Raw genomic sequence first — 15,393 nt, 5'->3', positions numbered from 1 at the left:
ACGCGTTGCTTAGAGACTGGAGAAACCGTCATGCGTTCGCTTACTGACCAGAAGATCGCCGTGATCGGGCTCGGCTATGTGGGCCTGCCCCTCGCCGTCGAGTTCAGCAAGCATCATGAAGTGGTGGGCTTCGACGTGAACCGCCATCGCATCGACTCGCTGCGCGAAGGCCACGACGCGACCCTCGAAGTGCCCGACGACGAACTGCGCGCCGCAAAGTCGCTCGTCTTCGCCGACGATCCCGCTGCGCTCAAGGACTGCACCGTTTTCATCGCCACCGTGCCGACGCCGATCGACCGGCACAAGCGCCCCGATCTCGGCATGCTGCTGCGCGCGAGCGAGACCATCGGCTCGGCGCTGAAACCCGGCGATGTCGTGATCTACGAATCGACCGTGTATCCGGGCGTCACGGAAGAAGAATGCGTGCCCGTGCTCGAACGCGTGTCGGGCCTGCGCTTCAACGTGGACTTCTTCGCGGGTTACAGCCCCGAGCGCATCAACCCGGGCGACAAGCTGCATCGACTGCCCGACATCAAGAAGGTGACCTCGGGCTCGACGCCCGAAGTCGCGGACGCCGTGGATGAGTTGTATCGGCAGATCATCACCGCCGGCACGCACAAGGCGAGCAGCATCCGCGTGGCGGAAGCGGCGAAGGCCATCGAGAACACGCAACGCGACGTGAACATCGCGCTCGTGAACGAGCTGTCGATCATCTTCAACAAGATGGGCATCGACACCGAAGACGTGCTGCTCGCGGCCGGCACCAAGTGGAACTTCCTCAACTTCAGGCCCGGGCTCGTCGGCGGACACTGCATCGGCGTCGATCCGTATTACTTGACGCACATGGCGCAGTCCATCGGCTACAACCCCGAGATCATTCTCGCGGGGCGGCGCCTGAACGACAGCATGGGCACTTACGCGGTCTCGCAACTCGTGAAGGCGATGACCCGTGCGCGCATCTATATTCCCGGCGCGCGCGTGCTGGTGATGGGCCTCGCGTTCAAGGAAAACTGCCCGGACATGCGCAACTCGCGCGTGGTCGATATCGTCACGGAGCTTCAGCAGTACGGCACGAACGTCGATGTCTACGACCCGTGGATCTCGCGTGAAGATGCGTTCCATGAATACGGCATTCAGCCTATCGAAGAGCCCGCGAAAGGCGCGTACGACGCGATCATCGTGGCGGTATCGCATCGTCAGTTCGCGGAGATGGGCGCTGACGCGCTGCATGCGCTCGGCAAGGATCAGCACGTGGTGTACGACCTGAAGTACGTGCTTCCGGCCGACGCCAGCGACCTGCGTCTGTGACGCCCTCACAGAGAACGACCATGCCCGACCCCGACCTTGACCTCGACCGTTACGAATCCGTATGCCAGGCGTTGCGCGAGAAGCCGCAGACGTGGCTTGTCACCGGAGTGGCCGGCTTCATCGGCTCGAACCTGCTGGAAGCCTTGCTCGCGCTCGATCAACGCGTGGTCGGCCTCGACAACTTTGCGACCGGACACCGGCGCAATCTGGACGAAGTGCGCAGCGTCGTCGGCGAGCGGCAGTGGCAGCGGTTTCGCTTCATCGAAGGCGATATCCGCAACATCGCGGACTGCAAGACGGCGCTCGAAGGCGTGGATCACGTGCTGCACGAAGCGGCGCTCGGTTCCGTGCCGCGTTCGGTGCGCGATCCCATCGCGACGCACGACGTCAACCTGAGCGGCTTTCTCAACATGCTGTGCGCGGCGCGCGAAGCGGGCGTCGAGAGCTTCACGTATGCCGCGTCGAGTTCGACATATGGCGACCATCCGGGCTTGCCGAAGGTGGAAGATCGCATCGGCCAGCCGCTCTCGCCGTATGCCGTGACCAAGTATGCGAACGAACTGTATGCGTCGGTGTTCGCGCGGACCTACGACTTCCACGCGACAGGGCTGCGCTACTTCAACGTCTTCGGCAAGCGTCAGGACCCGGACGGCGCGTATGCGGCCGTGATTCCGAAGTGGACCGCCGCGCTGATCGAGGACGAAGTCATCACCATCAACGGCGACGGCGAAACGAGCCGCGACTTCTGTTATGTCGATAACGTCGTGCAAGTGAATATCCTCGCCGCGATGGCCGCGCGCGAGGCGAAGGGGCAGGTGTACAACGTCGCGGTCGGGGACCGCACGACGCTCAAGCAGTTATACGAAGAACTCAAGCGGGCGCTCGCCCGACATGGCATCACGAGCCGCCGGGACCCGGAGTACGGCCCGTTCCGCGCGGGCGACGTGCGCCATTCGCAAGCCGACGTCTCGAAGGCCGAGCGTCTGCTCGGCTACGGACGCAAGGTCGCTTTCGCGGATGGCATCGAGAAGGCCATGCCGTGGTATGTCCGCTTCCTTTCAGAACAAGCTGACCGCGAGCCAATCAGCGCACAGGCGCTATCGGCCGCAGGCGGCGGACCATGAGGCCCTTGCGTTGATCTCACAATTTGCGGCACTGAGAGAACGGCTTTTGCAGCTTCACCCGGATCACCTGCGCGCCGCGCGCGGGATGGCCCGTGTCGCCGTCTTCGTCCTGCTCGGGCGATGCGCGGGCGCGGCCAAGGAAATGGTCATCGCGTACCGCTATGGCATCAGTCACGTCGTGGATGCGTATCAGATCACGTTGACGCTCGTTTCGTGGCTGCCGGCTGCATGCGCGGCCGTGTTCGCGATCGTGCTGGTTCCGGCATTCGTGGATCTGCGCCGCCAGTCGGCGAACGAGGAGGCACAGTTTCTCGGCGAGCTGGTGGCTTGGGGGATCGTCGTCGGCTTGCTCTTCACCGCGATTCTTTATCTGGTGTGGCCGTACGCTCTGCAATTCATGGCGGGCAGCCTCTCCGCGCAGACGAGGGAGATGGCGCATCAAATGATGCTGGTGATGGCGCCCATCGGGGTACTCATCATGATCGAGACCGCGTACGGCACGCGCTTGCAGTCGAAAGAGCGCCATATCGGCACGCTGCTCGACGGCTTGCCGGCCGTGATGACGCTGCTGCTCGTGCTGTTCATGACGGAGAAGAGCGCGATGGTGCCGCTCATGTGGGGCACGCTGCTCGGCTATGCGGTATTCGTGCTGGTGGTCTGGCCGCTCGGCGGCAAGGTGGAAGGCCGTTACGCGCGGCTCTCGCTCACGTTCCGTTCGAGCCGCTGGCAACCCATCTATCGCGCGGTGCGCGTCTTTATGCTGGGCCAGCTCGTGGTGTGCTGCTCGCCCGCGCTGGATCAATACTTCGTCGCGCATCTGGGCGATGGCGCGGTCGCGACACTCGGCTATGCGAACCGCGTCTTCGGCCTGTTGATCAGCATGGGCGCGCTCGCCATTGCGCAGGGCACGCTGCCCGTGCTCTCCGACATTCTCGGCAAGGACGACGTGACGCGGGCGCGGCAGACGGCGTTCCAGTGGTCCGTGCTGATGCTGGGCGCAGGCGCGCTCTGCGCCGTGATTGCGTATCCGCTCGCGCCGTGGATGGTGCAGGTGCTGTTTCAGCGCGGCGCGTTCACGGCGAGCAATACGCTGCTCGTCGCCGAGCTGATGCGTTATTCGCTCGTGCAGCTTCCCTTCTACTTCGCGGCGCTGGTGATGATGAACCTGCTGTCCGTCGAAGGGCGCTACAAGGACATGGCGGTGGTCACGGCGCTCGCCTTCGTCGTGAAGGTGCTGGCCAATGTCGTGCTCACGCGCTGGATCGGCATGCCGGGGGTGCTGCTCGCAACCGGCATGATGCACGCTTCGGTGTTCTGCCTGTCGATGATCATCGCGAGGCGCGTGCCGCCCGCGCGTCCCACGGGAGATCTGGTCGCATGAACATCACGCTGCTCGTGAGTTCGATGGGAAGCGGGGGCGCCGAACGTGTCGCGGCCACGCTCGTCAATGCGTGGAGCGCGCGGGGCGACACCGTCACGCTGGTCGCGACGTATCGCCGAAGCACGCCCTGCTTCTATGCGCTCTCGGACGCGGTGCGCTTCGTGCGGCTGGCCGACCGCGTGAAGCAGCCGCGCGGCGGCGCGCTCGGTTATCTGGAGCGCCAGCGCGCGCTGCGCGCGGTGATCGCCGAAAGCCGGCCGGATGTCGTCGTGTGCTTTCTGTATAACGTGAACGTCGCGGGCATTCTCGCGTCGCTCAGGCAACGCGTGCCGCTCATCGTGTGCGAGCACAACGATCCGTCCGTCGACGGCCGCTCGCGGTTCTGGCGGCTCGCCACACGTCTTGCCTATCCGCACGCGGACGCGGTAACGGTCCTGACCGAGAACGTGGTTGAGCCTTTCCGGGCGATGGTGCCCGGCGTGCGCCATATGGCGGTCATGCCGAACCCGCTGCCGCCCGAACTGTTCCGCGAGTCGGGGCCGCGCGCGCTTGCCGCGGAGAACGGGCGCATGCGGCTCGCTTCGTTCGGACGTCTTCATCCGCAGAAGAATTACGGACTCCTGATCGACGCGTTCGCGTCGATTGCGTCGCGCTTCCCGATGTGGGATCTGACCATATGGGGCGAAGGCGCCGAGCGCGCATCGCTGCAGGCGAAGATCGAAGGCCACGGACTCGGCGAACGCATCTCCCTGCCCGGCGTCACGAGCGATCCGTGGACGGAGATGCGGCGCGCGCAGGCGTTCGCCATGTCGTCGCGCTTCGAAGGATTCGGGCTCGCGCTCGCCGAAAGCATGGCGCTCGGCGTGCCCGCCGTGGCAGTCGATTGCAAGAGCGGCCCGCGCGACATCACGCGCAACGGCGAAGACGCGCTGCTCGTGCCGCCGAACGACCGGGACGCGCTCGCCGACGCGCTGGCTCGCCTGCTCGGCGACGAAAGACTGCGCGCCGAACTGGGACGCAAAGGCGCGCAGTCGATGCGCGAGCGTTACTCGGTCGACGCGATTCTCAGGCTTTGGGACGCGCTATTTCAGCGCGTCGGTGTGCGGGCAGCCGGCATCCACGCGCCGCAGAGCGCGAACGTCCGCAATCGTCGGGGCACAACTACGCTGCATGGGACGAGGCCATGAACAAAGTCATCCTGTTTGCGAATACCGACTGGTATCTGTACAACTTCCGCCTGTCGCTGGCGTACCGGTTACGCGACATGGGTCACGAAGTCGTGCTGATCTCGCCGCCGGGCGAATACGGGCCGAAGCTATGCGAACTCGGCTTTCGCTGGCGCGCCGTGCCGATGATTCGCCGCAGTCTCAATCCGTTCCGCGAACTCGCGTTGGTGTTATGGCTCGCCCGCCTCTTTCGCGAAGAGGACGCGGCGCTGGTCCACGGTTTCACGATCAAGAGCGCGGTGTACGGATCGCTCGGCGCGAAGCTGGCCGGCGTGCCCGCCCGGGTGAATTCGGTGGCGGGCCTCGGCTACGTGTTCACGAGCCGCGATCTGAAGGCGCGGCTGCTGCGCCCGCTCGTTCGACGCGTGCTGCGCGTCGCGCTCGACGGCGACGACTGCGCCCTCATCCTGCAGAACCCCGACGATGTGACGATGTTCAAGACCGCGCGCCTTGTCGATGAGAAAGCGATTCATCTCATCAAAGGCTCGGGGGTGAACTGTTCGCGCTTCAAGGCGCCGCCCGAAGACGCGCCGCTTTCGTCCGAACCGCTGCGCGTGCTGCTCGCCGCGCGCATGTTGTGGGACAAGGGCATCGCGGAATTCGTCGAAGCGGCGCGCGCGCTCAAGCGCGAACAGCGCACCATCCGCTTCGTGCTTGCGGGCATGCCGGACGCGGGCAATCCTGCGTCGATCGAGCGGTCGACCATAGAAGGCTGGGTGGCCGAAGGTCTCGTGGAATGGCGCGGCCACGTGAGCGACATGCCCGCGCTACTCGCGCAAACCGACGTGATGGTGCTGCCGAGCTATCGCGAAGGTCTGCCGAAATCGCTGATCGAAGCGGCGGCGTGCGCGCTGCCGCTCATCACGACGGACGCGCCCGGCTGCCGCGAAGTCGTCAGTCGCAACGGCGAGGACGGTCTCGTGGTGCCGGTGCGCGATGCGACGGCGCTCGCCAACGCCATCCGCCTGCTCGACGACGATCGCGGGCTCGCACGCCGGCTGGGTCTTGCCGCTCGCGAGAAAGCCTTGCGCGAATTCGACGAAGCCATCGTGCTCGACAAGACCATCGGCGTGTATCGCACGCTCGCGCCTGCGCCGGAGCGCGCGCCTTCGTCGCTGCACATCGCGCCGTGAAGATCGTCCATATCATCACGGCGCTGCCGGCCGACGGCGCGGAGATGCTGCTCTACCGGCTGATACGTGCATCACGCGGAACCGGCGTTCAACATACGGTGATCTCGCTTTCGTCCGAAGACACGCTGGCGGCGCGCATTCGCGAAGCGGGCGCCGACGTGCGCATCCTCGGCATGCGCCGCGGCGTGCCCGGTCCGCGCAAGTTCGCGACGCTGATCCGCTGGCTCGACGAGCTCGATCCGGATGTCGTGCAGACGTGGCTTTATCACGGCGATCTGATGGGCGGGCTCGCCGTGCATGCCGCAAGCGCCTGGCGACGCATGCGCGGTTTGCGCGCGCCCCGACCCGCGCTCGTCTGGGGCATCCACCACACCGACTTGCGTTCGACCGGCAGCAACCGCATGACGCGCTGGGTCACGCGAGCGTGCGCGCTGCTGTCGGCGCGCGTGCCGGACTCGATCATCTGCTGCGGCGAGGCGGCCAGGCGTTCGCATGCGCACGGCGGCTACTACGCGAACAAGATGATGGTGATCCCGAACGGCTTCGAAGCCGATGTCTTCAAACCGATGCCGCATGCGCGCGAGACCTTGCGCCGCGCGCTCGGCTTCGACGCGGATGCGCCGGTGATCGGTATCGTCGGGCGATATCACCCGGTGAAGGACTACCCGAATTTCATCGCCGCGATGCGCCGCGTGCTTCAGGGGCTGCCGCATTGCCGCTTCGTGATGGCCGGGCGCGGTCTCGACGAGAGCAACGGCGAGCTTGTCGCTTGGTTGCGCGAGGCCGGCGTCGAGCACGCGTGCCGGCTGCTCGGCGCGTTGCGGGACCCGCAAACGACACTCGCGGCGCTCGACGTCTTTTGCCTCTCCTCGCGCAGCGAAGGTTTGCCGACGGTGGTCGGCGAGGCGATGGCCTGCGGCGTTCCCTGCGTGGCGACCGATGTGGGCGATACGAAATGGCTTATCGGCGAAACGGGGTTCGTGGTTCCGCCGCAAGATGCCGACGCGCTTGCGGACGCGCTCGTCGCGATGCTGACGCTGAGCGAAGAGACACGCGCGGCGCTGGGAAAGGCGGCTCGCGAGCGGATAGACCGTCAGTTTTCCATCGACACGACCTGGCGCCGCTACGAGGAAACGTACCGCGGAATTCGTACGATGCCGCGCGGCCCGCGAGCGGAGAGGCTGAATGCCTGAAACGACCTCTGAGGCTTATGGAAAGCTCAGGCTGTTGCCCGCGACACGACAGACTGACGATTGAAGTTTAGGGTGGCGTTGAACGCGACGACCGCAGACTTTGAAAAAACTGCACGCTTTCAGTCGGAGTGGCCCGAGCGCGACGATTGAGCGGCTTCGTTCGGCTTCAGCGGTCCGGACTTATGAAACCGCGAACGCATGCCGCCGAACAATCCGGACGACGCGTCCGCGTTATCCGATTTCCGGCGACTGCGCCGCCGCGACGGCAGCAGCACCTCGGCCAGCGCCAGCAAGGCCAGAGCGACGACAGCGAAAAACGCGATCGTGCCGACAGTAGTGGCGAAATCCATGCACTCTCCAGATGATTCGGTGCCCGGGTAAACCGCAATCGGGCCACCCTTTAGAGCACCATCCATGCCTTAAGTTTTCGGCAAATTTCACTGGAAGTTTAGTGCTTCGGCGCTGAGTGGAAATCAGAGACAGCCGACAAACAAAAGAGCCGCGGCAAAAACACGGCTCTCCTGTTCAACGCAACGAACCGCTGCCGCTCAGCGCGTGTAGGTCATGTTCGTCACTTCGACCGACGGACCGGCGTTATCCCAGTCCGTCTTGCTGAAGCCGAGCGCCGAATGCATGTACACCGGGTTGTCGCTGCTGATGTGGCCCGTGACCGAGCGGCCGTTCAGTTGCAAGCCGCCAACGGCGTACGCCACGTGGTTCGAAGCGTTGTCGCGGTGGTTCGTGATGTCGATCGACACGACCTTCGCCACCGGTCCGGGGAACGCGCCCAGGTACACGAGAATGCCGTAGTGGCAGCTGTTCGTCGTCGGGCTGATGATCTTGATGTTCTGCAGCACCGCGTTGTTGTTGTTCGGCTCGATGTCGAGGCCGGCCGAAGGCATCGTGCCGCCGATTGTCGACCACGTCGGCGAGTCGAACGTGATGTTGCTGCCGCTCGTGATCGTCGCGCCCTGACGGCGGCAACCCGTGGCGGTGTGCTTGGTGATCATGACCGCGTTGCTCGCCTTCGTGACCGTGCGATACGAGTTGCCGATGTAGATGCCGTCGCCCCAGCAGTTGATGGTCGTCGGCGAGCTGATCGTCACGTTGGTGCCGCCGGCAATCGAAATGCCCATGCCCTGGCCGCCCTCGCTCGGATCGTTCGCGGCGGAATTCAGCTCCTTGCTGCCGTCGAGCGTGGCGTTTTCGATCTGAACATTATCGACGTCGAACACGCGCAGCATCTGGTAGCTCGCCGTGTTGTGCGCGAGCAGCTTGATCGACGCGCCGCTTGCGAAGCGCAGGTGCGAATTCGAGCGCAGATCGAGGCCGGCCGCATCGATGCGCACCTTGCCCGAGATCAGCAGAACCTTGCCCACCGAGCCGTCGATGGCCTTTTGCAGCGCGACGCGGTCGTTGGTCACGCCGTCGGCCTTCACGCCGAAGGAACTCGCGTCGACGACGGAGCCCGAGGTCGACGTGCTCGCGGTTGCTTGCGTCGACGATGCGACGCTCGTGCTGGATGCCGCCGACGTGTCCGTAGCAGTCGACCTGCGGTGCCAGCGTTTGTCGGTGGCGGCGAGGTCGTCGGCGCTTCCGCCGCCGCACGCGGCCAATGCCGCCGTGCCGGCGCCCATGACAAGCGCGGTCACGAACTTGCGTCGCGTGAAAATGCGGTTTTCGGTTTGGGAGGCGGAGTGCTCGAGGAAGGAATTAAAGGTTTTTTTTGAAAAAGACATTGTGCTTGACGTTATTGATAGGCGACTAGGAAAAGAACGTTCGTCGAAGACCGATAAATCGGCGACATTTGCCGGGCGGGTTAACCGGGGCTCTTGATTGCCCAAAGCAAGCCGCTTTCGATATAACGGTCAAACTTACTTCATAACGCTCGCGGAACACGGTATCTAATACCGATACCGGGCACGTATGATACATAACCTTGTATGACCATTAATATTGTTTCGTAACGAGCTGTAACGAAGTAGCGGGGACAGGTCAAAATGTCGAGGACGACCGCATGCCTCAATCGCACGCCTGGCGGGGGATTCGGGAAAACACGGGGAATTACTTCTGATGATTGATATTAATTTCGCACGAGCGGCGAAATTAATCCGTCGTCGCAAAAGGACGACGGTTTTCACGTCTGAAGAAAAGTGAAATTCTTGCTGCGGATATTCTTCTGAATTAATGCGCCGGCTGCGTCTTTGATTGCTCGATATTCCAGCCGGCGGATTTTAATCAGATTATTTAGCGGCTTCGCTTGTGCGGGTTTCTACCGATTCGCTGCGGGTTTTTACGGATGTGACATCCGTATTCGGCCGACGCATTCCCGCGCGAATCGCGGCGAGTTTCGCCATGCCGTCTTGCATCGCGAATGCAACGCGCCCCCACGGAGACTGGGCGATCTGAATACTGACTGCGACCGAGAGATTGCCTTTGCTCCAGTACGGCTTGAACGCCTCGGACCCAACGCCGAGGTCGAAGTCCAGCCGGTGTTCGAGCGCCCAGCGCACCCACGCCTCCGTGGTGATGGCGCCGGGCGCGAGCTTGCTGTGCTGGCGGTCGAAGCCGCCCATCGCGCCGAGGATGCTGTCGGTGCCCATCCCGATCATGTTGGCCGCGATGGGCGCGCCGTCGAGCATGAGCACCATCATCCGCGCGCTCGGCTCGGCGTCGGGCCCGGCCGGGTAATTGAGAATGCTCACCAGGTAATTGCGGAATAGCGGGGAATAGAGCCATGCGCCCTTCTTGTCGACGCGCTCGGCCCAGTTACGCTTACAGGCAAGCATCCAGTCGACCATGCGGGCGTTTTCGTCGGCGTCGCCGGGGCCGAGAATGCGGATCTCGACCTTGCCTTGCCGCTCCAGACGCCTGAGCAACGCGCCGGGCTTCTTCCCGGACAACGTGCCGAGCGGCGCCGCGAAGCTCTCCCAGTCCTTCTCGCGCGAGAGTCGCGCAATCGCATAGGGATGCTCGTTCGCGACCATCATGCCCTCGTGGGCGCGCGCCAGCCGATAAAGATCGCCGTCCTTGTCGAGATACGGAAGCAGGATGATGTCCGATGGGCACTGCGCCTGCGCCGCGCGCCACACTGCTTCGGTCAGTGCGGGCGACGCATGGTCCGGATCGGCGAGCAGGGTCGTATAGTCAGCGGATTCGGGGCTCAACGGACGCAGTATGGTCCAGAGCCGATTGCGCGAGCGAACGAGCGGCCATACGGCGATGAGACGACCTTCGCTACGGACCGCGATGAGCCGCAGCGCGCGCCCGAGCGGTTTTGCCACGCACTCCCAACTGAGCCACGCAACAGGGAACGATTCGTGGTGACGCCCGTTGGCGCGCCTCCAGAGCGTCTGCCATTCGGGTTCGAGTGCCTTGAATACTTCGGGTGATTTGATGATCTCGATGTGCGGTGCTGGTGCAATCATGAATGTGCCTAAGACCCTTGCTTGGTTTAGGATCGCCCGTGGAACAGGGATCGACGGGGTGGACAAAAGTACGCGAGCCTGGACCCTCGACTGTCCTGCGCCTGAAATCTTGCATCGCCGAGCAAGGCGCGCAACGTGCGATGCCGTACAGTGGTTCACGCGAATGCTCAATACCCTGCGGTAAAACATCGTAATTCGTCGCCAGACGAATTCACTTGACATCGCCCAAAACTATGCATTGCCTCTTAGATCCGATCTCGGCGCACGCTTTCCATCCTGTCACGCGACGCAACGGAAAGTTGTCGACGAACGCGCACAGCGCCTGATCCTGATACTGCCGAAAGGCCCGAAATTAGCCCCATGGCTATCATGAACCGAGTTGCGAGGGACAATGGATAACGAATGCTTTTCCGTCAGTGCTCTACCCGATACGACGAATACCGAACAAGTCAAAGCCAAACCGAAGTCGAAACCCAACAAACCCAAGGCTAAAGCAAAAGAGATCGTCACAAGCGCGAACGACAACGCACGGCCGCAAGGTGCGTTCGAACGGTCGATCTTTCATCAGCCGTGGTGGCTCGATATCACGAGCGACGGCAAGTGGGGCATCGCCGAAGTCAAACAGGGCGATGAAGTCATCGGCGAAATGCCGTACACGCTCGAACGCAAAGGCATTTGGCGCATCTCGGCCCTGCCGCCGATGACTCGCACGCTCGGCCCCATTATCAAGCCGCAGAAATCGGGCACGCCCGATCGCGAATGGTGCTATCGCCTCGACATTACGAGGCAACTCATTGCGAAGCTCCCGCCGGTCGCGCATTTTCATCAATTGATGGATACACGCATGTCGGAAGCCGAAGCCTTCGCCTTCATGATTCACGGCTACGACGTGTCGATCGGCTATACGATGGAAATGCCCGCCGAACGCACCGAAGAAGAAGCATGGTCCGGCCTGCGCCGCAATACCCGCAACTGGGTGCGGCGCGCGAGCGAGCAGCTCACCATACGCGAGATCGACAGCCCGGATGCCTTCACGCGCTTCTACGACGAGAATCTCGCCGTGCGCAAGCGCAACAACGTCTACGGCTCGCAGATCATGCGGCGACTGCTGACCGAAGTGCTTCAACGCAAGTCGGGCACGTTGCTGGGCGCGTTCGACCAGAGCGGCAAGCTCGTGGCCGAGACCGCTCTCGTGTGGGACGACCGCGCGCTCTATTACCTGCTTTCCTCGCGTCTTCCGGAAGCGCACGGCGGCGCCATCAGCCTGCTGATCTGGGAAGCGGCGCGCGTCGCCCGCGAGCGCAAGCTCCTGTTCGATCTGGACGGCATTTCCACCGCCAGCATTCTCGACTTCCTGTCGGGCTTCGGCGGCCGTCTCGTCACGCGCTATGAAATCGAGAAAGTGCGCGCGGACTTCGGCGCACTGCGGACCGTCCTGCGCGGCGAAAAGACCGCGACCAAGACAGGCGCCAAACGTCTGCGCAAGATGCCGGCGGAAAAGACCTGATCTGAAGCCTTAGAGCGTTCGTCATCGACTCCCCTATCGCGTCGATGACGAATCGCTCGCTTGTCTAGCTTCCGATGAAATACGCGTAGACGCCCTCGAAAGAACTCTTGATGATCTCGGCGGACAACACCAGCAATACGCCCACGATCCACCAGATCGAGAATGCGTTGCGAAAGCGAATCTGCGCCACGATGAAGGGCAAAAGCAACTGCACGCAATACCACACGCGCCCTTTACCGAACGGGAACAGCGCGAACGCGAGCACCAGATAAAACACCAGCACGATATGCATGGTGGCGAGCTCCGTCCAGACGGTGGGCTGCGTCTTCGGCCTGTTCTTCCATTCCGAGTACAGCATGACGATGGATGCTGTCATATAGACGACGAGCAACACCACGAGCTTCATCGTGAAGTCGTTCTGATAGTTCGCATATTCGTCGATGCGCCGGCCGCCGAAGTTGCGGAACAGAAAGCCCGCTGACGATACGAGCACGATTGCCGTGACGCCCGCGCAAACGAACGAAAGCCGCCGGCGGTCGCCGCAAGCGCGGATCGCCACGAGCAGCAGCGCAGGGACGGCGAATGTCGTATGGACGAAGCTCGCGAGCGCCCATCCCGTCAGAGGCCGCTGATAACGCAGCGAGAGCAGCATGGCGATGGAAAAGCCCATGCCCTGACGAATCTGGAATGTGCCGACGGTGGCGAGCGCCATCGGCACCACGGCCCACAGGCAGAGTCCGATGAGCGGCCTGCGCGTTTCCAGCAGCGCGATGAAGATCAGCGTGTTGAGCAGCACCACGGTCACGCGCACGCCCGTGTCGGGCGACAAGCCCAGCGCATTCAGCCCGACCACCCATGCGCGCCAGCCGAATTCCTCCGTGACCGTGCTGATGACGAAAGCAAGCGTCGAGGTCCGTTGATGGTAGGAGCTGACGAACCAGTCCCACGTCGTGCGGCGAAAGTATTCGAGGTAATTGTCTTGGTCGAGCAGCGTGGACACCTCGCGCGGGCTCGTCGCCATCAGATACAGAATGACCAGTGCAATGGCGATATAAGCCCAGCCGCTCGGCGTCGCGAAGAAGTTCGGCGCGCGATGCCCCGTGCGAGACGCCTGCGCGTCGTTCAATCGCATTGCCCGTGCTTTCATCTAAGGATTCCCAAGGAATATCGGCCTAACGCGAGCGTGCGGCGGCGCACGCATCGAGTCTGTACGTTGTCACACAACGCGCGGATGGCGCTACCTCACGAGCCGCAGGTCCGTCACGACGACCGCGGGACCGCGCTTGTCGTAGTCCACGTTCTCGACCGACGCAAGCCGGGAATTCACCCATGTGGGCGCGCGGCTTTCCACGCGGCCCTTCACGATCCAGCCTTTCGTATCGAGTCCTGAAACACTGAACGCGTTATCGGCCGAATTCTCGTCGCGATGCCCGGTGATTCGAATATCGACATTCTTCGCGCGCGGACCCGGCAATTGCGCGAGAAACACGAGAATGCCGATCTTGCAGCGGCGCGTGACGGGATCGACGACGCGGATGTTTTCGAGCACGTCGCGATTCGAATTCGGCTCGATATCCAGTCCCGCAGAAGGGGCCGTGCCGCCGATGTCTTCCCATACGCCCCGCTCGATGGTGATATTGCGGCCACTGATGATCGACACGCCTTGTCGCCGGCAGCCGACCGCGCGGTGATCGACGAGACGAATGCCATCCGGCGCGGTGGCGCTCGGGCGGTAACTGTTCGCGATGTACACGCCGTCGCCCCAGCAGCCGATAGTGGTCGCCGAGCGAATCGTCACATTGGCGCTGCCCGCTACCGAAATGCCCATGCCGTAGCCCTCTTCGTGGCGCTTGGCGGGCGCGGCATTCAGTTCCTTGCTGCCGTCGAGCATGGCGCCTTCCAGCACCACGTCGTTCACGTCCCAGATGCGGACGATCTGATAGAACGGCGTATCGTGCCGCAGCAGTTTGATGGATGCGCCGGGCCGAAAGCGCACGCGCGATCCGCTCCTGAGTTCGATGCCGGCCGCGTCGATGCGGCAGCGGCCGCCGATCACGAGCGTCTTGCCGACCGAAGCGTCGATGGCTTTCTGAAGCGCGACGCGATCGTTCGTCGTGCCGTCGCCTTTCACGCCGAAGGTGGCGGCATCGACCGTATCGTCGGCCCACGCGAGCCGCGGCGCGATGCTGTTCAAAAGAACGCCCGAAGCAATCAGCCGTATCGCGAGTCTTCTGTGCATACCATTCAGGCGCAAGCGCGCTGCAGATTGAATAAGTCGAACGAAATGTGAGTTCTCACACTTATTCGCCCGCTCGACGCCGTTAGGCTACGCGGCAACGGCCGCCATCTCCGCTCTTCAACTCACACGACGAATCAAGCAATGAAGCCCATCGACCTTATCAGAAGCGATCTCTTCCGTTACGCCGGATCGCTCGGTGCCGGCGTGTTCGTTCGCAAGTTCGTTTCTTCCGAAGGATTCAATTACTCCGTGTGGTTTCGTCTCGCATCGGGGTATTCCCGCGGATTGTCCGGTGTACTCCTTAGAATCATATTGCGCCGCAAGCAACGTCAATTCGGCATCATCATTCCCGCCGGAACGCGTATCGGACCGGGACTCTACATCGGCCATTTCGGCACCATCGTCGTGAATGAAACAGCGGTGATCGGCGCCAATTGCAATCTGTCCCAAGGCGTCACCATCGGATCGAATCACGGACAAGCTGCGACCATTGGGGACAACGTATATATCGGGCCGAACGTGTGCATCGTCGAAAACGTATTGATTGGCAATTCGGTGACCATCGGCGCGGGCAGTGTCGTGACGTCGAATGTGCCTTCCAACGTCACCGTCGCGGGCGTGCCTGCCCGCGTGGTCAGCGACGACCTCGCACGCAGGCGGGAAGGCCGTTATATCGTGCGCCGCTGGGTCGCCAAAGACATCGCATGACCGTTCGGGTGTCATGACGGCGACATGAGATATGTCGGCAAGGTCGCTAAAGCACAAACGAAGGCTTTTGCGGCCCGCCAATTTTGGATCAATACGCGGTCTAGCTAACATTTCGTCAACGAAAAACATAGTTACCAAAACGGCTG

General features: G+C 62.8%; 13 protein-coding genes. 8 read left to right on the top strand and 5 right to left on the bottom strand.

The window, feature by feature from the left end; translation table 11 throughout:
- Positions 1–30: 30 nt before the first annotated feature.
- The 6 genes from tviB to NCR35_RS22845 all read left to right on the top strand — a co-directional run bounded on the left by tviB (position 31) and on the right by NCR35_RS22845 (position 7,365).
- Positions 31–1,308, top strand: coding sequence for a Vi polysaccharide biosynthesis UDP-N-acetylglucosamine C-6 dehydrogenase TviB (gene tviB, locus NCR35_RS22870; protein ID WP_250536220.1), 1,278 nt, complete (start codon positions 31–33; stop codon positions 1,306–1,308).
- A gap of 20 nt (positions 1,309–1,328) precedes the next feature.
- The gene (locus NCR35_RS22865; protein WP_250536219.1) at positions 1,329–2,432 is read left to right on the top strand and encodes an SDR family oxidoreductase; all 1,104 of its coding nucleotides are present in this window, start codon (positions 1,329–1,331) and stop codon (positions 2,430–2,432) included.
- Between the two features lie 85 nt (positions 2,433–2,517).
- The gene (murJ, locus tag NCR35_RS22860; protein ID WP_250536218.1) at positions 2,518–3,813 is read left to right on the top strand and encodes a murein biosynthesis integral membrane protein MurJ; all 1,296 of its coding nucleotides are present in this window, start codon (positions 2,518–2,520) and stop codon (positions 3,811–3,813) included.
- The gene (locus NCR35_RS22855; RefSeq protein ID WP_250536217.1) at positions 3,810–5,000 is read left to right on the top strand and encodes a glycosyltransferase family 4 protein; all 1,191 of its coding nucleotides are present in this window, start codon (positions 3,810–3,812) and stop codon (positions 4,998–5,000) included. Before murJ ends, NCR35_RS22855 begins: the two co-directional genes overlap by 4 nt.
- Positions 4,997–6,172, top strand: a complete 1,176-nt coding sequence (locus NCR35_RS22850; RefSeq protein ID WP_250536216.1) for a glycosyltransferase family 4 protein — start codon at positions 4,997–4,999, stop codon at positions 6,170–6,172. Before NCR35_RS22855 ends, NCR35_RS22850 begins: the two co-directional genes overlap by 4 nt.
- Positions 6,169–7,365 carry a glycosyltransferase gene (locus tag NCR35_RS22845; RefSeq protein WP_250536215.1) on the top strand — a complete coding sequence of 399 codons (1,197 nt, stop codon included), beginning with the start codon at positions 6,169–6,171 and terminating at the stop codon, positions 7,363–7,365. Before NCR35_RS22850 ends, NCR35_RS22845 begins: the two co-directional genes overlap by 4 nt.
- Positions 7,366–7,484: 119 nt before the next feature.
- On the opposite strand, the gene NCR35_RS22840 is transcribed toward NCR35_RS22845, so the two are convergent.
- From NCR35_RS22840 to NCR35_RS22830, 3 genes are all read right to left on the bottom strand, one after another.
- On the bottom strand, positions 7,485–7,781 hold the full coding sequence (locus tag NCR35_RS22840) for a hypothetical protein (protein WP_250536214.1): 297 nt from the start codon (positions 7,779–7,781) through the stop codon (positions 7,485–7,487).
- A gap of 132 nt (positions 7,782–7,913) precedes the next feature.
- Positions 7,914–9,017, bottom strand: coding sequence for a glycoside hydrolase family protein (locus NCR35_RS22835; RefSeq protein ID WP_250536213.1), 1,104 nt, complete (start codon positions 9,015–9,017; stop codon positions 7,914–7,916).
- 591 nt (positions 9,018–9,608) lie between these two features.
- Entirely contained in the window at positions 9,609–10,982 is a 1,374-nt protein-coding gene (locus tag NCR35_RS22830; protein ID WP_250536212.1) for a GNAT family N-acetyltransferase, read from the bottom strand.
- Between the two features lie 202 nt (positions 10,983–11,184).
- Here NCR35_RS22830 and NCR35_RS22825 point away from each other — a divergent pair, with 202 nt between their 5' ends.
- A complete protein-coding gene (locus NCR35_RS22825; RefSeq protein ID WP_250536211.1) occupies positions 11,185–12,300 on the top strand; it encodes a GNAT family N-acetyltransferase in 1,116 nt (371 codons plus the stop codon).
- Positions 12,301–12,364: 64 nt separating this feature from the next.
- On the opposite strand, the gene NCR35_RS22820 is transcribed toward NCR35_RS22825, so the two are convergent.
- Positions 12,365–13,447, bottom strand: a complete 1,083-nt coding sequence (locus tag NCR35_RS22820) for an EpsG family protein (protein ID WP_250536210.1) — start codon at positions 13,445–13,447, stop codon at positions 12,365–12,367.
- Positions 13,448–13,537: 90 nt separating this feature from the next.
- Positions 13,538–14,494, bottom strand: a complete 957-nt coding sequence (locus NCR35_RS22815; RefSeq protein WP_250536209.1) for a glycoside hydrolase family protein — start codon at positions 14,492–14,494, stop codon at positions 13,538–13,540.
- A 186-nt stretch (positions 14,495–14,680) separates the two neighbouring features.
- Here NCR35_RS22815 and NCR35_RS22810 point away from each other — a divergent pair, with 186 nt between their 5' ends.
- Positions 14,681–15,247: a serine O-acetyltransferase gene (locus NCR35_RS22810; protein WP_250536208.1), complete on the top strand. Its 567-nt coding sequence runs from the start codon at positions 14,681–14,683 to the stop codon at positions 15,245–15,247.
- Positions 15,248–15,393 lie beyond the last annotated feature (146 nt).

Source organism: Caballeronia sp. AZ10_KS36 (genome assembly GCF_023631105.1).
Lineage (GTDB): Bacteria > Pseudomonadota > Gammaproteobacteria > Burkholderiales > Burkholderiaceae > Caballeronia.
This window is presented reverse-complemented; position numbering and strand designations above follow the sequence as displayed.

Excerpts from the sequence above, each read along its gene's own strand:
- NCR35_RS22840 (WP_250536214.1), bottom strand. The coding sequence starts at position 7,781 with ATGGATGGTGCTCTAAAGGGTGGCCCGATTGCGGTTTACCCGGGCACC.
- tviB (WP_250536220.1), top strand. The coding sequence starts at position 31 with ATGCGTTCGCTTACTGACCAGAAGATCGCCGTGATCGGGCTCGGCTAT.
- NCR35_RS22820 (WP_250536210.1), bottom strand. The coding sequence starts at position 13,447 with ATGAAAGCACGGGCAATGCGATTGAACGACGCGCAGGCGTCTCGCACG.
- NCR35_RS22825 (WP_250536211.1), top strand. The coding sequence starts at position 11,185 with ATGGATAACGAATGCTTTTCCGTCAGTGCTCTACCCGATACGACGAAT.
- NCR35_RS22850 (WP_250536216.1), top strand. The coding sequence starts at position 4,997 with ATGAACAAAGTCATCCTGTTTGCGAATACCGACTGGTATCTGTACAAC.
- murJ (WP_250536218.1), top strand. The coding sequence starts at position 2,518 with ATGGCCCGTGTCGCCGTCTTCGTCCTGCTCGGGCGATGCGCGGGCGCG.
- NCR35_RS22865 (WP_250536219.1), top strand. The coding sequence starts at position 1,329 with ATGCCCGACCCCGACCTTGACCTCGACCGTTACGAATCCGTATGCCAG.
- NCR35_RS22830 (WP_250536212.1), bottom strand. The coding sequence starts at position 10,982 with ATGTTTTACCGCAGGGTATTGAGCATTCGCGTGAACCACTGTACGGCA.
- NCR35_RS22855 (WP_250536217.1), top strand. The coding sequence starts at position 3,810 with ATGAACATCACGCTGCTCGTGAGTTCGATGGGAAGCGGGGGCGCCGAA.
- NCR35_RS22810 (WP_250536208.1), top strand. The coding sequence starts at position 14,681 with ATGAAGCCCATCGACCTTATCAGAAGCGATCTCTTCCGTTACGCCGGA.